This window comes from Halorubrum sp. ARQ200 (genome assembly GCF_005435115.1).
GTDB classification, from domain to species: Archaea; Halobacteriota; Halobacteria; order Halobacteriales; family Haloferacaceae; genus Halorubrum; species Halorubrum tropicale.
The window spans coordinates 104225-128321 of the sequence record NZ_SGTZ01000006.1 but is presented as its reverse complement, the minus strand read 5'-3'; the positions used below and the strand labels follow the sequence as shown (position 1 = coordinate 128321).

The window sequence follows — 24097 nt, the reverse complement described above, 5'->3', positions numbered from 1 at the left end:
CGATGACTCCGAGCTCGATCAACTGCCGAAACATCCCGCCAAACGCTGGCTGAGTGGAAGACATATCTCCAGATTAGAGCCGTCTGAGTGTAATTATACGCGCTTTCCACGTTTCTACATAAGAGCGTCTCGTGTTAACCAACACGACCCACGAAACAATAGTTTTGTTGGTTAAGATGATGGGGGCAGAGCTCGCGACCGCTGTCTGTAACACTACTTGAAACTTTTTTATATAGTAGTTTCGTACTATATTACATTGTGCTCCGGCGCATCGAACTCGAGGTCCTCGCCACCGTCGACCGTGGCGACATAATCTCCGAGCTCGCGATGAAGCTCGATCACAGCGAGAGCTACCTCTCACGTGGCGTCGGCGATCTCGCCGAGAAGAGACTCGTCTACACAGAACGCGACGGTCGCCGAAAGCGGGTTGTCCCATCAGATGCCCGCGCCGTAGAACGCTACCAGGACCTCGTTCGCCAGTACCCCCATATCGACTTTCCCGAGCTGCTGACCGGCAAGGCACTCGAGGTGCTATACTACCTCGACCAGCCACGAACCGTCGCCGAGATTGCCGACCAGAGCGACAACTACCGTAATACCGTCAACCGTGTCCTCAAGCGGTTTCGCGATCGTGGCCTCGTCGGGGCAGACAACGGTCGCTATGACTTCAACGCCGACTTCGACCGCCTCCACGAGTTCGCCCGTCAACTTACACACCATCTCCATCGCCAACGCCTCGAAACTGTCGCCCAAAAGGGGACAATTCTCTGGGAAGACTACGATGAGTTCCTCGCTCAAACCGAGACCGAGATCGACATAGAGGCGTTCCACGAAACCGGCCTCGCTCAGTTCGCGGCGTTCGACCTCCAATTTCTGCTCACCGACCACCGCTACTACTTCTATTCCGAGGAACTCGATATCCTCTCCCCAGCGGACCTCTGCTGTCACACGTTACTGATCGACGACAGCAGCCGCTACCGTTCGTACTGTCTCCTCTTGCTCAGACTGGTTGACGTCGACGAGGACGACCTCCGAGAGCAGGCGGCGAAGTATGGCCTTGAAGACGAGATCGACGCCTTGCTCCGCTACCTCGAGACCCACGGCGATGTTACGGACGATCGCCTCCTTGAGTGGGACGAGTTCCAGAAGCTGGCGGCCGAATACGAAATCGAAACGTAACCGGGAGCTGTAAGCAAGCCGATTCCGAAGTCACGCGTCGTCCGGGCGAGGGGCGTTCTCGTACTTGACCATCTTCTCGGGCTTGTTGGAGATGGTCTCGTAGATCTGTTGGAGGGTTTCCTCCGCGGCGAGGAGATTGTGTTCGTCGAGAAAGGTCCGACCCTCCGCTGTGAGGCCGTAGAACTTCCAGGGATAGCCCTGCCGGCGCTGATCGTCGTCGAGTGGGACTTCCCTGACGATGCCAGCGTCGATCAGCTTCTGGATGTGTTTGTAGACGGTGGCCTCGCTCACGCTAGGGTTGAGTTCCTCGAGTTCGTACATCGAGGGGAGCTGTTTGGGGTGCTGGAGGATGTTGTTGATCAGCGCGAACCGCGTCTGCTGCGTTACGAAGTGGACGAGTTCGCGGGAGTCCATCCCCCCAGCAGTTCCCAGGTCGGTGCTCATACGACACAGTACACACCCAGACGGCAAGTAGTTTACCCTTGAGTAAACCACTCTAGAGTAATCTACACACGATTGACTCGGTGATTTACTCCATAAACCATATCGTAGGGCGTTGAGAGATCCTACGTATGTCCGACGAGGAGCCGCCCGTCCCCAACTTACTACTGTATCTCAATCGATCTGGTACATGATGCCCTCCAGACGGTGGTCGCTTCCTGTTCAGATGGCCGCTACGATCGTGGGAATGTTGGCTGTTACTATCACCTTCCTCTGTGGCGTCTGGGCAGTTCTCTACGGTGTTCTTTTGTTTTTTGACGTCTCACCGGCGTCTTCGATCGCAGCCGGACTTACTGCGCTGACTGTGGTGTCTATCGGTTACCTCGAATACAGACAGATCGATACGATAGAGCGGCTCGCTGATGCCGACTGCGTCGACGAAGCAACCGAGCCCGAACTGTACGAGTTGGTGACTCGCGTCGCAGCACAGCTTGATGTTCCCGTACCGACGGTCGCTCTCTCAGACCGCCAGACGCCTGAAGCTCTCGCTGTTGGATTCCGTCCACACAACGTCCATCTCGTCCTTTCTCGTGGGACGCTCAATACGATCGATGAGCGTGCAGAATTGGAAGCCGTCATCGCCCACGAGCTTTCTCATGTAAAAAACAGGGATGCGATGGTGATGACTGCCTTGTCTCTCCCTGTCATCCTTGCTCGTGGGCTTGGCACGAGACTTGCAGACATCGAAAAACCTGGAGCGGCTGTGGTTGCCATTGTTCCACTCGGGCTCCTCTCGACGCTTGTCTGGGGAACGGGGAAAGCGATGACTGCCCGACTCTCTAGGGCACGAGAACAGGCCGCAGACCGAGCTGCCGTCGCAGTTACCGGTTCACCGACAGTTCTCGCGACTGCGCTAACGAAGCTCGATCAGAGCATTTCAGAAACACCAAACCGGGACTTGCGCGAGGCATCTGGCATCTCGTCGCTGTCGATCCTCCCGCTTGAACCCGATGAATTAGAAAAAGTGATGCTTGGTCCGGACGGGAACAGAGAGCCCTCGTACTGGGGGCTTCGAAAACGACTCAATCGGTTCGAGCGTTGGCTGTTCCGGACGCATCCTCCGACAAATGAACGGATCGAACAACTCGCAGCATACGAGCGACAGCAGGAACGACGTTCACCGTCTTGAAGACAGATCACGATGAGACGGCAACATATTTGTCAGATGAACGGGACTGTCTCCATACCTTAGAATGGCCGTTCTAGACGATCTCTCTGGGTTTGAGTTTGAGGATCTGATCGAGGATGTCTTTCGGAACCTCGGCTACGAGAACGTCCGTCAGGCTGAGAAGACGGCAGACGAGGGCCGAGATGTCATCATGGAGGAGGTCGTCGACGGCACCCGACGCGCGGTCATCGTCGAATGTAAACACACGGCGACGGTTGGGCGGCCAGTCGTTCAGAAGCTCCATTCGGCGATCTCGACGTTCGACTTTGACGGTCCCAAACGCGGGATGGTTGTCACGACCGGGCGGTTCACGAGTCCCGCTAAGGAGTATGCCGACCGCCTCCAACAGAACGACGATCCGTATCCGATCGAGTTGCTTGACGGCCAAGACCTTCGGGAGATAGCCGATCAGATCGGCCTGGATCTCTACAATGGTCGCATCGAAATCCTCTGTGACGAAACCCTACGGCCGTACGACCCAGCGGCAGACGTCGTCGCGCCCGTTGTGGAGGCATTCCGCGATATCGAGAATATCGAGGCAGCCGACCTCCCAGACCCATATTCGGCGGTGACGTTTCGACCGGTCGTAGCAGTCACTGCGGACACAAACGCCGTCTTCGAGACATCGGTCGGTGTCATCCATCGGATCAACGATCGGACGCAGTTCGTGGTTCACGCTGAACGTGGACACCCACAGGTCGTCGACGAGGATGTCGCGACACTGGTCACCGAGAATCTCCATACGAAGATCGAACTCGACTCTGAACAATTTGGTGAGGTGTTCGACGACGTCGAGGAGCGCCGATTCGGGCAGACCCAAACCGAGTACAAGGGGTGGGCTGTCGAGCGGCTCCAGCAGCACCACACGACGACGGTTACCTACACCGGCGACAACAACGTCACGTACAACAAGACCTGCGAGCCGAACCGCTCGGACATCTCCGTCCAGTCGATCGAGCCAGTCTACCTCCCCGAGGTTCGGCACACGACCGACATTCAGGAGTACACCTACCCCTACGAGTACTACGCAGCGGGCCCCTCCCGGGTCACCACCGAGGACGGCATCCACCGGTGCGTCCACTGCGAGACCGCCGGCGTCGACGAGCCGTACACGTACTGCCCCAACTGCGGGGCAATCGCCTGCGACAGCCATATCAAAACTGAACGGCTTGAGCAGGAGCCGGTTTGTACAGGCTGTGCGGTTACCGAGCGGTTCGCGCTGAAGACGAAGTACTTCTACGACGAGGAGAACTTGGAGGCGTTCCGCGAGGAGTACGCCGCTATGCCGCTCCACGAGAAGGCGATGGAGAACACGCTTCTCGCTGGTGGTGGCGTCGTCGCGATGCTGCTGCTCGTCATTGGACTACTCGTTATTGGCGGCATCATTTAGATCGGGAACGAAAAGGGGGTCGCCGGCTCATCAAGCACGCACTGGAACTCTACTCCGACGTCAAAGCCGCTCGCGAACGGGTGTTTGACTCCAGCAGTTTTCGCCGACAGTAGAGGCGATTCGCTAGGAGGGTGAAAGACCGGTATTGGCTGAATGAGCGGGTAATTGATAGAACCCGCAGCTCGGAGGTAGTCCTACTCAGTCGCGAGCTCGTCGTAGATTTCCTCGTGCTCGTCGAGGTCTTGGCGTCCGAGGAACCGAATGAGATACTGCCGTGCCTCCTCGGGGGACATCTCATCGGGAATCTCCGGCTGCTCACTTTCAGCGGCCATGCTTACTCCTCACTATGGTGTTCGTCGTCATAATCGTTCGGTTCGTTAGGCTCCTGATTGCCTGTGTAGTTCTCTGTCGATACTTGGTCTGTGCCCTCAATACGTGCCAGCCACAAGCTGATGGTCGCCTCGTACTCCGGGGCAAGCGGTTCTGTATGCGCTCGCAAATACTCAATTACATCGTCCTCATCGACACTCCCCTCATCTGTCGCAAGCGCTTTCAGAATATTTTTGATTTCTCGGTCGTAGTCAAAGCGACATCCATTCAACGCGTAGAAAATTCGGGTCGACATGAGCGCCGTTCGCTTGTTACCGTCGACGAATGGATGATTCGCCGCAATGAGCCGCAGCAGCTGAAATGCCTTCGCATGGAGCGATTCAGGAACCTGACCGAAATGTCCTTCTTGTATATGTTCGACGGTATATTCGATATCACCTGCCGAAGAGATGCCCACCGTTGTATCCGTATTTGACTCCACGATCAATTCGTGGATGTCACGGATATCATCAGCCGACAAATAGCTGATTGACTCCGGTTCCTCGTCCATTATGGATGCCCTCTGTTACAACGCTTATCTAACCTCTGCTTCTACTATTGGTGTTCTCTACTCCGTGGTAACTATTGTCTGATATAGTATTGTAACGATCGCGTTTCTCTCGTTTCACTACATGACTGAAACGAGTGAAACGATCGAAACGACGGAGTTTATTGAGCTAGTGTATCTCCCCGAGGCTCGACACACGACTGACCTCGACAAGTACACCTATCCATACGAGTACTTCGCAGCGGGCCCCTCTCGGGTTACCATCGAGGACAGTATCTACCGGTGCGTCCACTGTGAGACCAACGTCGTCAACGAGACGTACACGTGCTGTCCCAACTGCGGTGCGATCACCTGCGACAGCCACCCAAGACCGAACGGCTCAGGCAGGAATTCGTCTGTATGGGCTATGTAACCATCGAGCAGTTCGCACTGAAGCCGAAGTACTTCTACGGCGAGTAGAACCTCGAGATCTTCCGCGAGAATACACCGCTATGCTTCCACGAGAAGGCGATGGAGAACAAGGTCCTCGCGGGTGGGAGCGTGGTCGCGACGCTGCTAGTTGTCGTCGGGGTACTCGTCATTGGATACGATTCTCTACCGCTACCTAACGGTAGGGAAATACGACCGGAAGTGGAATGTACACGCACTCTCAATACCATTTCGATTCTCATTGAAATGGTTATTTGACCGGGACGCAAACGTTCAGACACCATGTCCCGGCCCGACGCCGCCTCACTCAGCCAAGCTGAGAAGACGGGCGGCCTCAATCCGATCACAGCGTTGAGTGTCCTCGACGACACGACCCGCGCGAACATCATCGGGGCGATCGTCGGTCATCCCAAAGGCGCTCCTTCGAAGAAGGAACTCGAATACTACAACCCGAGCGTCGCGGCGTCGACGATCACCGACCACCTCATCCGGCTGGAGGAGGCGGGACTGGTCGAGGCTATCGAACGAGATCGTGAAGGTCTCGAACGGGGCCAGCCATACCGGTTCTTTCAGCTCACCGACGCCGCCCGCGAGTTGTTCGATCGGAACAACCTCTTCGAGCCCGACGCATACCGAGAGCTATTCGCCGAAGTCGAGAAAACAGACGAGATCGAGGCCGCCGAAGCCGTCGACCGTCCATACAAGCGAAACTGAAACCCACCTCAAGCCGTACGTATAGCCGGATGGAGAGCTCGGTATTCGGAAAATTCCGGAGATGTATCCTCCTCTAGTGTGTATTTTCGAAAGCTACGATGAGGAGCTCCCCAAGGTGGCTGGAGAATACCTCTTCGTTGCTGGTGTTGCCGCCACGACGCTGGTGGGCCTTTGCCCTCTTTCCTCAGAGACACTATCCAATCTGCTCTGTGCTTTTGATATTGGTACCAAGTCTGCTCAGCTATCCTCATGTCTGACATAGTATTATAACGATCGCGTTTCTCTCGTTTCACTATATGACTGAAACGGCTGAAACGATCGAAACGCTCCCGGCAATCGTGGCGATGCTCAACCAGAAAGGGGGGGTTGGAAAAACGACGCTCACAATCCACGTTGCCGGCGCACTCGCCGACCGTGGGCTTGATGTCCTCGTGGTCGACCTTGCTCCTGAGGGGGCACTCACGTCGATCCTCGGCTACGACGAGGCGTACAGCGACCTTGACCGGGAGGTGTCGCTCCACGAGTTGCTGCTCGATCCCAGCAGCGCAGACGACGTCGACGACATCATCATCACCGGCGAGGAGTTTGATCTCCTTCCCGCGAACGAGCGGATGGTCGACCGCACTGGCGGCGAACTCAATGGCGAACCTCGCGCTCGAGAACGGCTGAAGATGGTTCTCGACGAGCTCGCAACCGGGTATGATGTCGTTCTCGTCGACAACATGCCGAGCATCAACGTGCTCACGGACAATGCGTTGGTTGCCAGCGATGGTGTGTTGATTCCTGCCTACGCAGAGGCCCTCTCTGTCCAGGGCCTTGATCGACTCCAGAAACAGATCGACAGCGTCCGGGAGTACTTCGGTACGGTACGGATTCTTGGTATCATCGCGAACCGCGTCGAACACAACAAGCAGGCCGACGCCATGCTCGAGCAGTTACATTCCGAGTTTGAAGACGGACTCGAGATTCCAGTGTTCGACGTGTACAAGCGAGTCGATCTTCAGCGGGCGATCGCCGCCCAGGAGCGCTCCATCTTTGCGGCCGATGAACTCGACAGCGACATGGCCGAAATCCTCGCGGACGTTGCGGCACTCGTCGAGACAGAACTCGTGAGGGAAGCAAATGAGTGACGACAACGACGACGCCAGCGAGGAGCTGGGCAAGACCGGCGAGAAGATGGGTGGTATCGCCGACCGTTTCGGTGCGACGACTGAGGCGACTGACACAACCGACACGACTGAAACGGACGAAACGACTGACACAACTGAAACAGCCGAAACGACTGAAACGATCGACACGACTGAAAAGAGCCCCGCGCCATCATCTGAAATGATTGAAACGACTGAGGCGACAACAACGACTGAAACGGCTGAAACGATCGAAACGCCAGAAACGACTGACACGCTCGGGCCTGGCGATGAGGGATTCGTGCTGCGCGAAGACTGGAATGGGCGGACGATCTATCTTCCCGATGACGTCGTCGACAATCTCGACATCCGGTACTCAGAGGTCAACGTTGAATGGCAGCGTGAGCACGGTGAGCAGCTTCCGAAGAATGAGCGGTTCTACCCGGCGTTGGTGCGGGCAGCGATCAACGAGACGACTATTGAGGCAGAGCTCGGTCTCGACTGATACGGTCTTTCGAACTATTGCTTTTCTGTACGCCTCACTCTAGATTCCTTCAGAACCCGCAGGCATGGTTGAGACTTCCTCTGTGGACCCCCGTTTGCGGGATCGCCTATTGCGTACAGCAGATCCAGAACTGCCGGGAAACTGCTCCGTCACCGATTCGCCTTAGCGCACTGTTCGGTGTGGTAAGCATAGAGAAATCGACTCAGAGTTCTGGTAAAAACATACCGGTGGGGTGGTGGTTTCAGAATATTGAATTTTAACCTCTAGCTGTAGTGGCACCCCCCAAAAAAGCTATAGATAGGTCGTGTGGAATCTCTATAATGAGCCAAGACGACAAGCACCGGGAAGGCGATACTCCAGCACCTGGAGAACCGCCCGGCACAGACGAACCATCGGTTGAACAGGAAGAAACGCCCACACCAGAGGTAGTTGACGGCGACTTCGACATCTTCGACGCCGCGTTAGATGAGGACACGGAAGAAGACGAAAAGACGATTACTATCTCTGCGGACTACGAACCTTCAGTCGATCCATCTCTCAGTGGGGCGCTCAGCGACGACGAAGCCGAGAACTTCATCGAAGAGATCGAATCCGAACAGGAGTACATCCAGATCACACCCGTCCGTGAGGAGGTGAACTCAGAGACCGTCAAACGCGAACTGTACGGCCTCCACCGATACGGAAACGGACGCAAACTCCCGCTCGATATGGATCTCCATATCCCTGGTATCGAATCCTCTCCAAATTTCGAATTCATCATCTACAAGCCCGAGGACGAAGCACAGTTCAAGTTCTTCATCGGACCTGGCGGACGCAGCGATGTCACCTGCGATCGCCTCGAAAGTACCACGCGCTCGCAGTATCCAGACGACTTCGAGGTCGGCCGGACAAACTTCGACATTACAGATGTCTTCGAGGATGTCCCCGAGATGGTCCGCTGGGAGGGTGTCGAAGAGAAGCGGCACGACTGGATGACGACACTCTCGTCGTACGACAACGAAGCCATCGACCGCTCACCTCTTTCGAACCTCCTCGAGACGATCATCCAATCGGACGACGCAGTCGTCTTTCAGAGTGTCTTCGAGCCACGCGCGGACTGGTCTTCGAAAGCGGAACGGCAGAAAAGAAACCTCAAGCAGGGCGTCCACACGACCGGCGGGCTCTTCTTCCAAACCCTCCTTGACGGTATCCTTGGCGTCTCTGACGAAGAAAAGCAGGAACGTCACCGGAGTGATACGCCGCATGAGATCGGTGGGTCAATCCACGATTCACAGACCGGCGGCTACCGCTCAGGGACTAGCCGGATGGGGCAGATCGACCTGAAAGACCCCTCGCACACGTACAACGTCTCACTACGGGCCGCAGCATCCAACGCGGAGACGGCACGTAATCTCCAAGACGCGCTCAACCAGATCAGTGGGAAGTTCTACTCGATCGAGGGGAACTACCTCGGGACGAACGACGCTGAGTACGAGCGGATGCTCAACCACGGGATCACCTACCCGAACGGGCTGGAGTCATGGACGCGACGAAAACCGCTGCTCGTCTGTAACATCGAAGAGCTCTCAAACTTCATCACGGTCCCGTCCATCGACTCGTTGCCGAAAGCAAGTCGCGGTGGGACCGGCGGGATGCCCACGGCTCAGTCGCCGCTCACCTCCCCGAATGAGGAGGTGTTCAAGGAATTCTCCAAGGGGATGACCATCGGTCACGCGGTCACCGCACTCCGAGATCACAGCGACAAGCCCGACGATATCAGCACCATCGAGACGAAAAACGAGTGGTGGGGACACCTCGGGCAACGAGATGCGCTGTCGTTATCTGCGGACCATCTCACCCAGCATTACATCCGAGCTGCGACGACTGGCAGCGGGAAGACGGTCGCAACGATCAACGATATGCTGACCACACACAACGACCTCGAGGGGCCAACAGTCCTCATCGACCCCAAAGACGGCGAGATGTGTGAGAATTATCTGCGGTGTCACCGCACACTGTTCGGCAACGTCGACGACGTCGAGTACATCCAGATCCCCGAAGCAGACGGCATGGTTCCGGGGATGCCGTTCTTCGATCTCCGGCCGCTCACAGAGGGAGCTGGACGGACTCGCGAGACGGCCAAACAGGATATCATCGACCACTATTTCCAGATTCTCAGATTCGTTCTCGGGAAGAAGACGGTCGAACAGGCGTTCGTCGCGAACGAAATCCTCACCAATCTCATCAAGGCGCTATTCGACAGCGACCACGGGAAGGACTACTTCTCCATCGGTGAGCTCATGCAAGCCGCACAGGAGTTCCAGAAGTACGGCAAGCAGGTCGAGGACCTCGACAAAGACTACGACAAAGTCCGCAAAGCAATCCCGCGAACGGCCGACACGCAGGTCACGTCCATCCTCGAGTCTCACCTTGAGAAGGACGCACGGCAGTTCATGAACACGACAGACGCGGTCCTGAATCGAATTCGGAAGCTGAAGGAGCGCGACTTCATCTGGGATATGCTGTCGTACACAGTCGAAGACAAATACTGGAACGACGAGACCAACTGGTACAGCAAGGAGATCCCGATGCTCGATATGAAGAGCATCCTCAACTCGAACAAGGTCGTTCTCATCGACACGGGAAGTCTCCGCGGGGCCAGTAGTGAAGTGTTCACCGTGCTGTTCCTCTCGCATCTGTGGACGTCGGCACAGTCCATCTGGACGCCGGACGACGACGAATACATCACGAACGTCATCATCGAAGAGTCCGCAAACATCGCTCGCAACGAGATCGTCTACCGCGAACTGCTCCCGAAAGGGCGGGAATTCAATCTCTCGCTGGGGCTCATCATGCAGTACCCTGAGCAAGTGCTTGGAGACAATCCTAACGACAACCGGCGGGCGTACAAGGAGATCCTCAACAACATCAACACGAAGATCATCGGCAACGTCGCGACCGATGACCTCCTCGCGGAGTCGCTCTTCCACGAGGATCTGGACAACGACGAGATCAAAGACCGCATCTCCGGGCTGCGGCGCGGCGAGTGGATCGTCCAGCTGCCGTCGACGGGCTTTCACAAACAGAAGCCAGAAATCCTCACGCTCCGGCCGCTTCCCATCCCGCCGGGACACAACGCAGGGCCGTTCAACGTCAACTCGCTCGCGGAATCTGTACGTGAGCGGAGCCGGTATCGCCACTGCGTCAACCGCGAACACGACGCGATCGACATGGACAGTGGCGTGAAAGCTCACAGTGACGAAGACGATGACGACGACGATGCTGAGAATTCTCCAGCGGACAGCGACGAGTTCACAGACGAACACGAGATGTTCCTGCGGATGGTCTACGACGCGCTCACCGATGGGGTAAACGGCTACCACATCAAGGACTCGATGAAGGAGCTTCCCTACAGCGAGACGGCCGACGACCTCTGTGAGTGGGGCTACCTCGAGAAGTTCACACTCGGAAACAGACAGGCGTACTACTGGCCGACAGACGAAGCAAACGTCGTCGTGGACCGGAATCTCGCGCCACGAGATGGCGGTGAGTACGGTCGCGAAAGCCCGGAGCATCGCGTCGGCGTGAAGCTCATCCAGGCACACTACGACGCGCTCGGCTACAAAACGCACATGTACTACAGCCCGGACGACGAAGAGAAGAAGTACGATCTCTACGCCGAGCCGACCGACGACTCACTCGACGACCGTCCGAAAATCGTCGAGGTCGAGACGTCCCCAGACAAACGGCGACACGTCGTCGACGACTCGATCAAGCTCAAGAAACAGCGAGGAGACGCCATCTGGGTCGTCAAAGACGCGGATGGGATGCGGAAGCTCCTCTCATCGCTCATCGACCAGATCGGCTATGTAGAGGCCCGCCAGACAGACAACTTCGAGAAGATCAACGAAGAACTGGACGCAGATTGCATCCAGGAAATCTTCAGCATCAACAAGCTCAGGACTGATCTGGACGACAACTAACGGCGGCATCTTCTTTCTACCTACTTCTCAGTTCCTTTGACGAACCCATTTCGCGGGGCTGTGGACAAGCCAATAGGCATCGAAGTTTAATCAAGTCACGACAAGGTAGCAGTCAGAACGGACACCACACACCGATAAGATGCGACAATCTAGCGAAAAAGAACCGGACATGAATCGGAAAGACAGCAACAATCCAGCGAAAAAGAATGGAGCATGAGCCGATAAGATAGCGACAATCCAGCGAAAAAGAACAGGGTATGAACCGATCAGAACGCGCATGAACAACCCATCTCCGGTGGTTCTAAGCACAAACAAATACTCACCTCAACCCTGAATATATCTCAGCAATCCATCCGCTATAATGGCCTACTGGACGTTAGACAAAGCCAACAATAGCCAGATCGCTTTCATAATAACCAGAGGCGTTCTAAGAAATAAGCAGACGTGAGTGCGATCTTCGGGGTTGTATGTATAATCTTGAATAAGCAGACGGGAGTAGATTTTGGCCCATCTAGTGTAACAAATTCACAGGCACCAAGAGATCGATCGGCTTGAACTATCCATCTGAAATAAGGAGACTGGGGTCCGATAAAGGCGAATCGTTACATCCTATTGAATAAGCAGACGGCGGCACTATTAGTGGGGTTAGCTGTAAAGAGATACAACCATATCAGTAGCACCATCGTCTGTTTAGCACTTACTAGAAATAAGCAGACGGCAAGTCGATAGACGGGGTCTGCTGTAATCAGTAAAATAAGGAGACGACAGGCGTATTGGGGGATGTGGGAATAAAATATTATTACAACGATACTGCCCACTCATATAATAACACGTGAGGCGTTTAGGGCCACTTCCATGTAAAAAACATTGGGTGATTGTCATTACCTAAAATAAGGGGACGTGGGGCAGTTAGACACGTTCTCATGTAAACGCACCCTCCCCCATAATCCCGCTGGTTAGGTTCTAAGCGGTTGAGAGGGCTTTAGAGATGCTCTAATATATCTCTCCTCTCCTGTGGTTAGGTTCCACGAATTCACAGTGTTAGGGGCCTAGAGGGCAATCCGACCAGAAGGTCGACCGCGTAGCGATAATTCGGGGCGGGGCCGAGAGGGGAGCAGAGAACGACGAGATCGATGAACGAATCTGAGATTCTATATCAGAAATCAGATACTGGATTTTCGACGCAGATTCGACCGCCTGAGACGACGTCTTCAGGAGTACGGGACAGGGGGTGACCCACGCGAGCAGGACGACATCGGACAGCGAGCGAAGACGACCCCGGCTGGCGCACCCGGACAGGCGCGATGACCGACGTCGACCAGCAGCAGGAGGCCACCCATCAACACTCCGGTGTGGAGACCGGCGTCGACGACCACCCAGGCGATGGGACAGAACCAAGCGGCGATCGACAGCACCGGATGGACAGCTACAGCAAGGGACTTTCCGGCGCGTGGGGGCAAGCGAGGAACCACTGGGAGTGGTGGAGAGAGGTGAGTGTGGAGAGGCGATAGTTCTCCCCCCGGTTGCCGCAGGCAGCGACCATCAGGACGGAGCCGAGTGGTGGCACGTCGGCGGGGAGTAGCCGAGGCCGGCAGAACGGATGTGGGGACGTGTCCGAGGGGACGACTTAATTGACCTCATCGATGAGATTGTAGAGCACTACAACATACCCAAGACGCGAGGACATGAACTTCTCCTTCAAAGAAGGCGCACAATTGTCACCAGCGGACCAAGATAGAGCAGATCAGTACCAAGGTTGACCGAATGCTTGTTGAGTTCGGCCATCAATTCTAAATCGGGCTGCTGGACTCGCTGTGGCATTCGGTAGGTGACTGTAGCCCCATTCCACGTGTAGGCAGTCAACTCTTCCTCACGGGCTGTCAGCGGCCTTGTGGCAGAGGCCTGTTCAAGTCCTGAGCCTGTTAGCCTACTCGTGCCATAATGTAGATAGAGAAGAGCCGCCCAGTGACGGATGGTTTTTACCCACCATAGTGGGTGAAGTGTGATTTAATAGGTGATTAAGGATACAAGCTAATATCAACCGTAGAGGCGCTCAAGATACCAAATACGCGACTATCAATTTGTGACACTCATATAAAAGTCACAACCGATTCTCAACAGTAGACGCACGATTCCTGACGAAACCCTCCGGCGTCACACCGCCGGAGGAGTCGTGCTGCCATCCAATGACAGCAAGCAACCCAAACAGGGCCAGGAGTGATAACTCTGTGTCTCAGCGTGTCGCTCTCGACACTGGCCTTCTGACATCCCACGTCGTACAGTACACCCGTGATGGCTCCCCGCGCTCTCACCACCGAACCACAGATATCCGTCCATCCGCGGGGCGATCCGAGTGAGCACACCAACCGACGAATCGGCCTCATTCGCCATCCCGATGGATCCAGACCACGCGTTCACCGCAATCGCGAACAGCCGCCGCCGTCGCGTCTTACTCTCCCTCTCACAGTCACGCAGAGAGATTTCTGCCGGCGATCTGGCTGTTGAGATCGCGGCCATCGAACATGGGATTGATCCCAGCAAGGTCGGCAGTGACAAACGGACCTCGGTATACGTCTCGCTGATCCAAACCCATCTCGAGACGCTCGACCAGAGCGGTGCCGTGACGTATGATGACCGGTCAAAAACTGTGACGCCGACGGACGCCACCGAACCGCTTGCGGAATACATCCGCCGGCTTCAGACTGCCTGTTATAAGCCGGACTCGGAGGACGCCTAATGGCTGACTACCAGCCCGAACTGGAGACGCTCAGAGAGATCGACTCCAACTTCCACCGGCTGTTCGAGGCGGTCAACGACGGTGACGACATCGTTTCGATGCCGGGCGGCAATCCACTCGCCACCCTGCGGCGGGCACGGGCACAGATAGACGCCGCACTGTTTGCGTCTCGCCGCCGTCGCGATGACGCTACGCTCGCTGACGACGGCGCGTGCCTGCTTCAGTGGAACCCACCGAGTGCGCCACCCCGACGCCTCCGGTTTGAACCCGACAGCACTGGCGAGTCCTGGATACGCCGTGAACTCGAGTGGACTGGCGCGAAGTGGCGCTCCTGTGGTACTGTCCGTGTTGAGGACGTCGCGATCCGCGCGCCAGCAGCCGCACAGTACCCTGACCCGGTCGACCCAACACCGCTCGAAACGATGCTCGAGTGGATCCGTGACTGCTGGACGCGTCCGGATCCGCCGGCGCTCGTCTTCGCTGCGTCGGCCACGACGGAACAGGGCGTGGTCGTCTTCGTCGACGGGCAGCTCCGCTACCGCGAGCGCGATAGCCCACAGTGGTATCCCGCGACGACAGACGAGTTTTACCACCATCTCCGACACCACGGACAGCCAACGCTTCAACCGCTCTCAGAAACCGCACTGACTCGCCACGACTTCACCCCTAGTCCACTCTCCCAATGACTGACGGCCCACTCTCGCTCCCGCCGGGGTTCGATCGTGAACTCACCCAGCTCATCGAGGCTATCGAAACACTCCGAGATGCTCTCTCAGAAGAGGAGACACTTACGACCGTCCAAACTGTCACCACACGCCGACGGTTGTTCCTCGCGCTTTACGCGCTCAAGACGATCCGTCGACAGATTGGGGATACAGAGCATCCCCCGTCTCAAGGCGATCATGAGGTGGTGACGTGGGATGGCCCTGCTCAGGCACTGTATCATATCGAACTGCGTCTCGATCGACTGCTTGAGGATCTCTCCATTCAGGGGTACGACCACTCCTCACAAGAGTATTCGATCGAGCAAACACTCGAGACGATTCAAGACCACATCGTCATTCTTCAAGACGCACTTTCTGAGGGGTCGACGGACAACTCCACGCAGCTTGAGAAACTCTCCACTCACCGATCTGTCTATGCAGACGTGGCTGGGCGTGGGATTGGCGATGGGCGTTGGCTTGAGTATCAGCTCCAGAGCGCGTTGATGCGGTGGGGGTATCGAGCAGAGACGCGCCAGCACCTGTTCGGCCTCGAGGTCGATGTCGTCGCCAACCGGAAGCCAAAACAACAGCAGCCAACTGATTGGATTGTCGCTCAGTGTAAAGACTGGACAAGCGACACGATCACCCCCGCGACGATCTTCCGGCTCTGTACGATCGCGTTTGCCTGCCGGGCAATGCCGGTCCTCTGCCACACAACCGAGATCACACCTCGGGCTGAGGAGCTCGCCCGTCAGTTCGAAGTTCGAGTTCTCGATCTGCGGGATCTTGAACGGGGTGCGCTTCCTGCGCCTCAAGTGTACAAGCCGTCGGCTGAACTCAACGAATGGCCTCCACATTACAACGCTCGTGATGATCGGGGCACTCTCCCCGCGATGTTCTATGGAGAGCCTGGCAAACGGTTCAGCTACGTTCCTGGATTCACTCCTGTGGGGATGGACTACGATTACGAACCGATTGATACCGATCGAGACGACGATACCCATCCAGCTGCTGGCCACTGAATCGTGTATGAGAACTGTGCGGCGCTGTATCCCCTCCCTGCTCGCGCCTCCCGTTCGGTCGGCGCTCGCTGAGGAAGGGGGCTTAGCGCCTACTTTCAGCTAAGCGGGCGTGGGTTTATTTATCGTCGGTGTTGTCCCCTTCAGTCTCCGTGGCTTCATCCACGTCACTAACGCTTGGATGCGCCCGTTCTGGTTGGGCATTGCTCCACGTTTTTGCCTCCTCCTCGCTCTCGATGATCGGGCCAACCGTCTCGTTGAGTGTCGAGAGTGTATTCGAGAACCGGACCGCTTCAACGAGCTGGTGGTGGTCGTCTGTGATCGCCCAATGATTCTTGCGATGGCGAACAAGACCTCGATCTTTCAGCCGACTCAGGTTTGTTCCGACGGTGTTCGGATCTCGGTTGATCTCCTCAGCGATCTCGCCACGCTTCCATGCTTGCTCGCTATTCTCAAGGAGGAACTTCACAATTGCCTCGCTAGTGGAGAGGTTGCTCCCTCCGTCTTCTGTTCTCTCGAACTCTTCGATGTCCATTGTCATGGGTACCGATTATCTGTGCTACTGTAAGACTGTGCTGACATGCTGTGTGCTATCGTGCTGAAAACGGAAGGCCGTGTGAGCTGATCTCGTCTTTTCGAAGGGGTGGTTTACCGAGGTGCCTACGTGAAACCGTCCCGGAATCGTCCAACCGGGTTCTCGGAGACGTCATCGTAAGCGTCGTCACCTCCAATCAAGAGCGTCAAGTCGACGTGCTCAGAGTCGAATCGGATGTACTTCATGATCGCACCTCAAAAACCTCTGCCAGCCGCTCGCGCATGGCGTCGCGACGGGCGCGGCGGGCCTGGTCCTCGCTCAGATACTTGTCAACGACGACTGCCGCGGACGAACTCCCCTGATCGTCGGCCACCGGAGCAACCTGGTCTTGGAGGTTCTGCATCGCGTCCTGATACGCGTTGTACCAGAAGCGTCGACAGGCGTGCGGCGTCGGTCGGTCACCCCTGAGCGTCACGTCGGCGTCGTCAACGAGTCGCTCGAATCGATTGTTCACGGTCCCCGGCGCGATATGCCCTGACTCGGCAGCGTTCGAGGGGAACAGATAGCCGTTCCAGCCGGATTCATCGAGCGCCTCGACGCGATCGAGGTAGTCGTCGACGCCGTACAGCAGTTGGACCGACGACGGCCCGTTCTTCCGCTCGTCGAACTCGATACGCGGGGGCTCAGCGTTCGGAATGAATTGTGAGACGTGGAGCGCCGCAACCTCCCCGCGCCGGAGTCCCCACGCACCGAGCGCAACCACGAGGAGCCGGTCGGCCTGAACGTCACACGCAGTGAGTATCTCTCGGAGCTGCTCGGCGCGTAGTGCGGGTTTCGTCTCCCCGTCCTCGGTGTCAGTATTCCACCCCCCGAACGACGTTGCGACCGTCGCGGCTGGATTGTACGTGGCAATCGCGCGGTTCTGAAGCCACACGTACCAGTCGTTCACGTCATAGTGGTGTTTCGCCTTCGAGTCGTTGCTCGCGAGCTCGTCGTCAAAGACATCGAACACGGAAAGAACGCGCTTGATCTCTTCCGGCTGTGTATCGGGGTCTTGGACGCGGTCGACAAGCAGGGCCGCGCCGTGGAGCGCTTCGTACTCGCGGGCGTACCGTGCGAGCCGCGTGCGCTTCGACCGGATCGTACTGTCAGCGAGGTTTTGCCGACGCTGGCGGTCACGAAGGTAGGTCTCGAAGCGCTCGATGGTCTCCTCGTCGCTGATCTCCCACTCGTACCCCAGAGTTTCATCGTCCTTGTCGGTGTCGACGCCGACCTCCTCGACGATGAACTGCTTGAGCGTTAGGTTGTGATGCTCCCGGAGGGTGTACGCGATTCCGCTGTAGCCGTGGTCGGCCAGCCACTCGTACGAGGGGCGCTCCGTCGCGGGGCTCATCCCTGCGCGGTACATCTCGTCAGCAATCTCCGTCTCGTAGAACTCGACCAGCTCGTCGAGCGACATGCGACTCCAGTTGATTGTGTCACTCACCGGTCTCACCCGGTGAAAGGCCGGCATCTGGGGGGTGTGCCGATTTTAAGACTGCCATTTGCGACAGATAGAGCTTATTCACCAATTCCTTAATACTTCTGCTGACTACTTTGTCTCGTACAGACAAAGCAAATTAGCAAAATAGGGGGTAAGACGGAGGCTTCCAGACATATATTGTATAGCGCTATACTAAATCAGGGGTATGGGAGTTGAGACTACGGCGGGTTTAGAGGGACTGTAATGCGTGAATTTGACCGATTTGGTCAGCGAAAACTGCCCCAGATGGTTCTCCTCGCGACTAAGTTTGTCATACATTCAACTATATGGGCAGATTTTCGAGACTTCCAGCAGCGTAGCCACTCAGACGGCACGCTAACCAGAACAGCATGCCTCACTACCCGATTCCAGTTTTCTTCTTCAGCAGCGTCAGCGTGTTGTCCGCTGTAATCATCGGAGAGTGCTTGTACTCGCCAGTCAACTCGACCTGGACGAGTAGATCGACTGCCCGCCAGATCGAGTACAGCAGACAGGCGAACGCGAAGTAAAAGAATCGAAGCTCGAAGTTTTTCGATGTCGTGGCGGCCATGAACCGCTTTATCGATCGGTAGCCGCTCTCGATTTCCCACCGATACCCGTACTCCGTGAGATGACCACTGCCCCCATTCGTCATGAACACCGAATACTGCCGGTGGTCGTCGTGCTCAGCGTTCTCTTTCCGGCGGTAGATTAGCGTCGTCTGGTGCCACTCGTTCTTGCCGAGATGGAGCTTGCGGTCGGTCTCGTGTCGGTCTTGTTCACGCCGGAGCAATCGCTTGGCCTGAGCCTTCTCACTAGTCTGCATCCGCTTCGGAACGACGTACGAAAGCCCGCGCTGGCTGATCATCTCCAGGACGTGCTGGCTATCGAACTCGCGGTCCATCAGGACATTATCGACGTGGACGAGCCCTTCAGCCGAATCCAGCAAGTCCTCGACGATTTCTAGTCGTGACTCGCCTTTCCGTACCGGGCGGGTATCGAGGACCAGCGGGACGGCGTTGCCGACTAACTGGACGGTCGCCCACTGGTAGGCGTACTCGTCGGTCTGTTCTTTCGTCCCGATGATCTCGTCCTCGTGACCCGTGCGGTCGCCTGTGAAGGGGTCAGCTTCGGTGATGTCGGTGGCGACGATCCCTGCGCGGAAGAACTCCTCCGTCTCTGCGACCTCGTCGATGAGCTGTCGGACCGCCTGTCGGTACATCTCGCGAATCTGCTCGATAGGGAGGTCACGAATCTGGTCGCGATGACCGTGTCCGAGCGGTGTTCGATCACGCGTAGACTCGTGAATGAAGCTGCGAGCACCCTCGTTAGCTGCCAAGTTCTCTCGGAGCCCGAGATAGGTCTGTAAGCCCCAGTATGCGTTCTCGGGGATCTCACAGCCCTCACCACGATTGAGCGAGAACGCAGGGAAAACGACGCGATCGACGTGCTTTGTAATCGTCCCTGCTTTGTCGAGGAGGGCCTGGTCGTCAGGGTCCGATCCAGTAGCGTCGTCGCCTCGATCCGGAAGGGTTCGGTCTGGCTCCCGTGGTACAGCGACATCCGCGTTCTGCGCTTTGATGAGAATCGTTCGAGCCGCTTTCTGGACCGTTTCGCGGAGATCTCGCGTGAAGCGCTCGTTCCAGCTGCGCCACAGTGTCGATTGATTGGGGACCGACCCCAATCCTAGGCGTTCGCAGAATCCGGAGTTGCTATCGAGGTATTCTACGAGAGATGTTTCGTGCTCCCACCCGTAGAGTTCTTTCAGCACGAACAGTCGAAAGAGGGTGGCCATCTCGTAGCGTGTCGAACTTCCGTAGCAGTCGTGTGCCCCAAATCTAAAGTAGGCTATCGGAAGTTCGCAGACGAGCCCTTCGAGTGAGTTATGATCAGGGTGCGTAAACCAGACTCCTGAGACGACTCTAATATCCGATTCTAACCCGGCGATCGAGGTTCGATCGTACAGCGGTGTCGAGTCATAAGCTGGCCACTCCACGTACGGCTGTTGGGCGATTCGTTGAAAGACAGTGCGTCGAGACTCGTGATCCGCGACCACTGTATGAGTTACTGGTCATCCAGCGGCGAAACCAGTATCTGTGAGGCCAGTCTTCTTGGAAGACTTGTCTGTTCACTTGCGTCCCCGATAGTAACGACCATCATTCCAATCGGTGTGATTTCGTTGAGGTGGAGGCGTTCAGTCGGTTCCAGCCCGATCGAAACGAGATACTCTAGTACCTCGTCATCCTGCGTCAAGATCCGCGTGACTTCTACACTCGCCGATTCCTCAATTTCAACTAGCGAGGTAACATTCTCTGACTGAGGGAGGTCAAGGTTACTGTCGGGGATTGGATCACCGTGTGGGTCGGTTTCTGGCATATCGAGTTTCCGTTCGATCTCTCGACAGAGCCGCTCGCTGAGGTGATGTTCCAAGATGTCGGCCTCGGTGTCGACTTCGCTTATCGCGTACCCGAACAGCTCCGCGAGCATCGTCTCGGCGAGCCGGTGTCTGCGGACCACTCGGAGGGCGAGTTCCTCGCCCTCGGTCGTGAGCCGAACCGGGCGATACTGTTCCCAGTCGATCAGCCCCCGATTCGAGAGCGTACCCAGCATACTCGTCACCGATGATCGAGCGACACCGAGCCGTTCGGCGATTTCCGAGTTGGACACCCGGCCGTCGGCCTCCTGTTCGAGACGGTAGATGCGACGGAGATAGTCTTCCATCTTCGGCGTGATCGCTGGCAACGACTCCGGCGCGTCTGGGGTGTCAGAATCGGATGAACTCATTTCGTCTGGGATGATCAAACGGTTACTTCGCGGGTCACCGCAGGGGTTCGTCGTGGAAGCGGTCGTCAGTCGTCACTCGGTCTGGCTTCCCCCATGTCGATACTTCCCATCTCAGGGGTCTCCTCCTCACCGAAGGCCGTCTGGAGTTTTCCGAGCACGACGGCGGCGGCGTAGATCGCCACCGCCGTGAGGACGATGACCCCGCCCGCGATCGTCCCCGCGTAGTACGAGATACCGATCCCGGCCAGGACCGCGATTTCAGCGAGAACGATTGACACGAGTATCGATTCGTTGAAGCTCCGAGAGACCTGCGACGCGCCGGCGACGGGCACGACGAGCATCGCGGCCACGAGTATGACCCCCATAATCTGCATCGCGCCCACGACGACCATCGCGGTCAACATCACCACGACGCGGTTGTACCATTTCACCGGTAGTCCCGACACCTCGGCGGCCGTCTGGTCGAAGGTGACGTACAACAGCTGATTGCGGGTGATTCCGACCACTGCGACGATGATGGCAAACAGGACCAGGAGCAGTGCCGCGCTCTGGGAGGTGACCGTCGAGAGGTTCCCGAACAGGTACTGGTCGACGCCGACAGCCAGCCCACCGGCGTTGATACTGATAAGCGTCGTCCCCAGGGCAAAGCCCGTCGAGAGGACGATCGCCATCGACACGTCGTTGTACGCGTCGGTCACCTCGGAGATGAGCTCGATGAACAGCGCCGAGATCATCGCGACGACGACAGCCGTGAGATACGGCGTGACACCGAAGTCGATGACGGCGTTCAGGAACAGTCCAACGGCGACGCCCGCGAACGCAGTGTGTGCGAGCGCGTCCCCGATGAGTGCCAGCTGGCGGTGGACGAGAAACGTCCCGATGAGCGGGGCCATCACCCCGATACAGAGGCCAACCAGTAGCGCCCGGTGCATGAAGGCGTACTGGAGTATCTCAATACCCGTCGCGTTGTATAGCTCCGTCATCAAGCCCGACCAGACCTCGAGGATCCAGTAGAACGGGGCCAGTGCCGTGTCGAGCGCGCTCGCTTGGAGCGGGACCGGAGCCACCGTCCCGCTCATCGACGATCACCCAATGCGGCGGCGGCACCGAACGCACGGGACAGTGCGTCGCTCTCGACGAACTCGTCGGTCGGTCCGTCGAAGTAGATCTCCCCGTTGAGACAGACGACTCGGTCGGCGTTGTCCGTGACCGCCCCGAGGTCGTGTTCGATTAGCAAAACGGTGATACCGTCGTCGTTGAGCGCTTCGAGCAGCTCGTAGAACGCCTCGACGGATTCGGCGTCCACGCCGACCGTCGGTTCGTCGAGCACGAGCAGATCGGCCTCACTGGCGAGGGCCAGAGCGATGAACGCCCGTTGGCGCTGCCCGCCCGACAGCTGGGTCACCCGGCGGTTGGCGAAGGCGCTCATCCCGACTGTATCGAGCGCATCGTCGACGATGGCCCAGTCCTCGCTGGAGAGGCGACCGAAGCCGACGTGTGGGAACCGGCCCATCTTCACGACCTCGCGGACGGTGATCGGCATCTCCTTCGAGGCGCTGGCGTGCTGTGCGACGTAGCCGAGCCTCGAGCCGTCGTCGAACTTGTGCGAGGGTTCGCCGAACAGCCGGGCGGACCCCTCGTCCGGCTCTAACAGTCCGAGCATCAGCTTCATCAGCGTGGACTTCCCCGAGCCGTTGGGACCGACGACCGCGACGTACTCGCCGGGGTCGATCCGCAGCGAGATGTCCTCTACGACCGTCGCGGCGGTGTACCCGAAGTCGACGTCGGAGAGCTCGATGATCGGCTCACGACTGGACCGACCACTTGCCGAACTCGTGGTGTTCTGTGTACTCATTGAACAATCACTCGAAGTTCATCCACTGGTCTGTCCAGCCGTCGGGGCCGGCTTCCTCGGGGGTCTTGTTACCGAGACAGATTTCGAGAGTGGGTTTGTTGATCTGGTAGGCGACCTCCTTGTATCCCCAGTTGTTCTCGACCCAGTCCTCGCGGACGCCAGCGTACGGTGTCACCGGGAAGTACCCCTCTACTGAGGTTTCCTCCATGAGTTGGACCGCCGGGCGGCGGGCTTCGAAGACGCCGTTGGCGATGTAGCGGATGTCGTTCTCCTCGATGACCTCCTGGGCCTCTCTGATGGCTTCGGGGGGGATGTTGCCGCTGGCGGCGAGACTCGTCACGATCGGGCGCATCTCGACTCCGTAGGCGTCGGTCCAGTACTGGAAAGCGTTGTGCGCGGCCAGTTGCACCACGTCACGGTCGGACGCCTCGAACATGGCCTGGAAATCCTGTCTGACCTGTTCGAGAACGTCTGCCTTGTACGTCTCGGCGTTGTCCATGAGCGCGCTTTCGTGGTCCGGGGCGATTTCGGCCATCCCTTCGGCGATGTTGTCGACCGACGTCTTCGCCCGTTCGGGGTCGAGCCAGAAGTGGGGGTCGAGCCCCTGCCCTTCGCCGACACCCTCCTCTTCGGGGTCGAGCGTCTCCGCGAGTGGGAGCAGGTCGACGCCTTCGCGGGCGTTGATGAGATGCACGTCGATGTTGTCGTCTTCGAGCGTCTGAATCGCGCGGTCTGCCCACGGCTGGAAGCCCGGACCGACGTGGAGGAACGCGTCCGACTCGATGATGCGCTGGGTAATTTCGGCACTCGGCTGCCAGCCGTGGCCGTGGAGTCCCGTCGGCACGAGGTTCTCGACCTGTAGTGGCGTCCCGTCGACGATATTCCGTGCGAAGTCGTAGAAACTGAAGAAGGACGCGACGGTGAGCGTGGGACCGTCCCCGTTCGCCCCCTCGCCGTTGCCACCGCCCATGCTCGTACATCCAGCGAGACCGGTGGCGAGGAGCCCCGCACCGCCAGCGAGGGCTTTTCTGCGCGAGAGACTGTGCTTCGATTTCGACTGCGTCGTGTCGTCCATCGTTGGCTAGTCGGTGATGGGACTAAAGGTATAGA

Annotated in this window: 21 protein-coding genes and 1 pseudogene; 12 read left to right on the top strand and 10 right to left on the bottom strand. The window is 57.5% G+C overall.

Annotated features, from left to right (window positions below):
• The first annotated feature begins 258 nt into the window (after window positions 1-258).
• Entirely contained in the window at window positions 259-1179 is a 921-nt protein-coding gene (locus EXE50_RS09870) for a MarR family transcriptional regulator (RefSeq protein ID WP_137704975.1), read from the top strand.
• A gap of 30 nt (window positions 1180-1209) precedes the next feature.
• Here the strand turns inward: EXE50_RS09870 and EXE50_RS09865 are convergent, their stop codons facing one another.
• On the bottom strand, window positions 1210-1623 hold the full coding sequence (locus EXE50_RS09865) for a MarR family transcriptional regulator (protein ID WP_137704974.1): 414 nt from the start codon (window positions 1621-1623) through the stop codon (window positions 1210-1212).
• Window positions 1624-1846: 223 nt separating this feature from the next.
• Between EXE50_RS09865 and EXE50_RS09860 the strand changes: the two genes are divergently transcribed.
• Both EXE50_RS09860 and EXE50_RS09855 read left to right on the top strand, forming a co-directional pair.
• The gene (locus tag EXE50_RS09860) at window positions 1847-2809 is read left to right on the top strand and encodes a M48 family metalloprotease (protein WP_199241426.1); all 963 of its coding nucleotides are present in this window, start codon (window positions 1847-1849) and stop codon (window positions 2807-2809) included.
• Between the two features lie 64 nt (window positions 2810-2873).
• The gene (locus EXE50_RS09855; RefSeq protein ID WP_137704972.1) at window positions 2874-4238 is read left to right on the top strand and encodes a restriction endonuclease; all 1365 of its coding nucleotides are present in this window, start codon (window positions 2874-2876) and stop codon (window positions 4236-4238) included.
• A gap of 194 nt (window positions 4239-4432) precedes the next feature.
• Here EXE50_RS09855 and EXE50_RS17455 read toward each other — a convergent pair whose 3' ends face one another.
• Both EXE50_RS17455 and EXE50_RS09850 read right to left on the bottom strand, forming a co-directional pair.
• A complete protein-coding gene (locus EXE50_RS17455) occupies window positions 4433-4570 on the bottom strand; it encodes a hypothetical protein (RefSeq protein ID WP_188879674.1) in 138 nt (45 codons plus the stop codon).
• Between the two features lie 2 nt (window positions 4571-4572).
• Window positions 4573-5118, bottom strand: a complete 546-nt coding sequence (locus EXE50_RS09850; RefSeq protein ID WP_137704971.1) for a type II toxin-antitoxin system death-on-curing family toxin — start codon at window positions 5116-5118, stop codon at window positions 4573-4575.
• A 160-nt stretch (window positions 5119-5278) separates the two neighbouring features.
• Here EXE50_RS09850 and EXE50_RS18015 point away from each other — a divergent pair.
• From EXE50_RS18015 to EXE50_RS09805, 9 genes and pseudogenes are all read left to right on the top strand, one after another.
• Window positions 5279-5700: pseudogene (locus EXE50_RS18015) on the top strand (restriction endonuclease); the annotation flags it as partial.
• Window positions 5701-5826: 126 nt separating this feature from the next.
• Complete coding sequence (locus EXE50_RS09840) at window positions 5827-6258, top strand: ArsR family transcriptional regulator (protein ID WP_137704970.1); 432 nt, start codon at window positions 5827-5829, stop codon at window positions 6256-6258.
• 296 nt (window positions 6259-6554) lie between these two features.
• Window positions 6555-7388: a ParA family protein gene (locus EXE50_RS09835; RefSeq protein WP_137704969.1), complete on the top strand. Its 834-nt coding sequence runs from the start codon at window positions 6555-6557 to the stop codon at window positions 7386-7388.
• Window positions 7381-7890 (top strand): HNH endonuclease, encoded by a 510-nt coding sequence (locus tag EXE50_RS09830; protein WP_137704968.1) that lies wholly within the window; start codon window positions 7381-7383, stop codon window positions 7888-7890. The genes EXE50_RS09835 and EXE50_RS09830 overlap by 8 nt, the downstream gene beginning before the upstream one ends.
• Window positions 7891-8210: 320 nt before the next feature.
• Window positions 8211-11852: an ATP-binding protein gene (locus tag EXE50_RS09825; protein ID WP_241982668.1), complete on the top strand. Its 3642-nt coding sequence runs from the start codon at window positions 8211-8213 to the stop codon at window positions 11850-11852.
• Between the two features lie 1304 nt (window positions 11853-13156).
• Window positions 13157-13363 carry a hypothetical protein gene (locus tag EXE50_RS09820; protein ID WP_137704967.1) on the top strand — a complete coding sequence of 69 codons (207 nt, stop codon included), beginning with the start codon at window positions 13157-13159 and terminating at the stop codon, window positions 13361-13363.
• Window positions 13364-14247: 884 nt separating this feature from the next.
• Window positions 14248-14589: a hypothetical protein gene (locus EXE50_RS09815; protein WP_137704984.1), complete on the top strand. Its 342-nt coding sequence runs from the start codon at window positions 14248-14250 to the stop codon at window positions 14587-14589.
• Window positions 14589-15275 carry a hypothetical protein gene (locus EXE50_RS17750; protein ID WP_241982666.1) on the top strand — a complete coding sequence of 229 codons (687 nt, stop codon included), beginning with the start codon at window positions 14589-14591 and terminating at the stop codon, window positions 15273-15275. The genes EXE50_RS09815 and EXE50_RS17750 overlap by 1 nt, the downstream gene beginning before the upstream one ends.
• The gene (locus EXE50_RS09805; protein WP_137704966.1) at window positions 15272-16315 is read left to right on the top strand and encodes a restriction endonuclease; all 1044 of its coding nucleotides are present in this window, start codon (window positions 15272-15274) and stop codon (window positions 16313-16315) included. Before EXE50_RS17750 ends, EXE50_RS09805 begins: the two co-directional genes overlap by 4 nt.
• Window positions 16316-16430: 115 nt before the next feature.
• On the opposite strand, the gene EXE50_RS09800 is transcribed toward EXE50_RS09805, so the two are convergent.
• From EXE50_RS09800 to EXE50_RS09765, 7 genes are all read right to left on the bottom strand, one after another.
• Window positions 16431-16853 (bottom strand): winged helix-turn-helix domain-containing protein, encoded by a 423-nt coding sequence (locus EXE50_RS09800; RefSeq protein ID WP_137704965.1) that lies wholly within the window; start codon window positions 16851-16853, stop codon window positions 16431-16433.
• A gap of 235 nt (window positions 16854-17088) precedes the next feature.
• Window positions 17089-18240: a site-specific integrase gene (locus tag EXE50_RS09790; protein ID WP_241982665.1), complete on the bottom strand. Its 1152-nt coding sequence runs from the start codon at window positions 18238-18240 to the stop codon at window positions 17089-17091.
• Window positions 18241-18727: 487 nt separating this feature from the next.
• On the bottom strand, window positions 18728-20344 hold the full coding sequence (locus EXE50_RS09785; RefSeq protein WP_394347755.1) for a transposase: 1617 nt from the start codon (window positions 20342-20344) through the stop codon (window positions 18728-18730).
• A 68-nt stretch (window positions 20345-20412) separates the two neighbouring features.
• Window positions 20413-21132 (bottom strand): metal-dependent transcriptional regulator, encoded by a 720-nt coding sequence (locus tag EXE50_RS09780; RefSeq protein WP_199241428.1) that lies wholly within the window; start codon window positions 21130-21132, stop codon window positions 20413-20415.
• Window positions 21133-21197: 65 nt separating this feature from the next.
• On the bottom strand, window positions 21198-22211 hold the full coding sequence (locus EXE50_RS09775; protein ID WP_137704962.1) for a metal ABC transporter permease: 1014 nt from the start codon (window positions 22209-22211) through the stop codon (window positions 21198-21200).
• The gene (locus EXE50_RS09770; protein WP_137704961.1) at window positions 22208-22987 is read right to left on the bottom strand and encodes a metal ABC transporter ATP-binding protein; all 780 of its coding nucleotides are present in this window, start codon (window positions 22985-22987) and stop codon (window positions 22208-22210) included. The genes EXE50_RS09775 and EXE50_RS09770 overlap by 4 nt, the downstream gene beginning before the upstream one ends.
• Before the next feature lie 7 nt (window positions 22988-22994).
• Window positions 22995-24062, bottom strand: coding sequence for a metal ABC transporter substrate-binding protein (locus tag EXE50_RS09765; protein WP_137704960.1), 1068 nt, complete (start codon window positions 24060-24062; stop codon window positions 22995-22997).
• Between the last annotated feature and the right edge of the window lie 35 nt (window positions 24063-24097).

Coding starts and splice junctions, on each gene's coding strand:
- EXE50_RS09800 (WP_137704965.1), bottom strand. CDS start 16,853: ATGACAATGGACATCGAAGAGTTCGAGAGAACAGAAGACGGAGGGAGC.
- EXE50_RS09790 (WP_241982665.1), bottom strand. CDS start 18,240: ATGAGCCCCGCGACGGAGCGCCCCTCGTACGAGTGGCTGGCCGACCAC.
- EXE50_RS09825 (WP_241982668.1), top strand. CDS start 8,211: ATGAGCCAAGACGACAAGCACCGGGAAGGCGATACTCCAGCACCTGGA.
- EXE50_RS09820 (WP_137704967.1), top strand. CDS start 13,157: ATGACCGACGTCGACCAGCAGCAGGAGGCCACCCATCAACACTCCGGT.
- EXE50_RS17455 (WP_188879674.1), bottom strand. CDS start 4,570: ATGGCCGCTGAAAGTGAGCAGCCGGAGATTCCCGATGAGATGTCCCCC.
- EXE50_RS09815 (WP_137704984.1), top strand. CDS start 14,248: ATGGATCCAGACCACGCGTTCACCGCAATCGCGAACAGCCGCCGCCGT.
- EXE50_RS09860 (WP_199241426.1), top strand. CDS start 1,847: ATGGCCGCTACGATCGTGGGAATGTTGGCTGTTACTATCACCTTCCTC.
- EXE50_RS09765 (WP_137704960.1), bottom strand. CDS start 24,062: ATGGACGACACGACGCAGTCGAAATCGAAGCACAGTCTCTCGCGCAGA.
- EXE50_RS09830 (WP_137704968.1), top strand. CDS start 7,381: ATGAGTGACGACAACGACGACGCCAGCGAGGAGCTGGGCAAGACCGGC.
- EXE50_RS09775 (WP_137704962.1), bottom strand. CDS start 22,211: ATGAGCGGGACGGTGGCTCCGGTCCCGCTCCAAGCGAGCGCGCTCGAC.
- EXE50_RS09805 (WP_137704966.1), top strand. CDS start 15,272: ATGACTGACGGCCCACTCTCGCTCCCGCCGGGGTTCGATCGTGAACTC.
- EXE50_RS09780 (WP_199241428.1), bottom strand. CDS start 21,132: ATGAGTTCATCCGATTCTGACACCCCAGACGCGCCGGAGTCGTTGCCA.
- EXE50_RS09840 (WP_137704970.1), top strand. CDS start 5,827: ATGTCCCGGCCCGACGCCGCCTCACTCAGCCAAGCTGAGAAGACGGGC.
- EXE50_RS09770 (WP_137704961.1), bottom strand. CDS start 22,987: ATGAGTACACAGAACACCACGAGTTCGGCAAGTGGTCGGTCCAGTCGT.
- EXE50_RS09850 (WP_137704971.1), bottom strand. CDS start 5,118: ATGGACGAGGAACCGGAGTCAATCAGCTATTTGTCGGCTGATGATATC.
- EXE50_RS09865 (WP_137704974.1), bottom strand. CDS start 1,623: ATGAGCACCGACCTGGGAACTGCTGGGGGGATGGACTCCCGCGAACTC.
- EXE50_RS09835 (WP_137704969.1), top strand. CDS start 6,555: ATGACTGAAACGGCTGAAACGATCGAAACGCTCCCGGCAATCGTGGCG.
- EXE50_RS09855 (WP_137704972.1), top strand. CDS start 2,874: ATGGCCGTTCTAGACGATCTCTCTGGGTTTGAGTTTGAGGATCTGATC.
- EXE50_RS17750 (WP_241982666.1), top strand. CDS start 14,589: ATGGCTGACTACCAGCCCGAACTGGAGACGCTCAGAGAGATCGACTCC.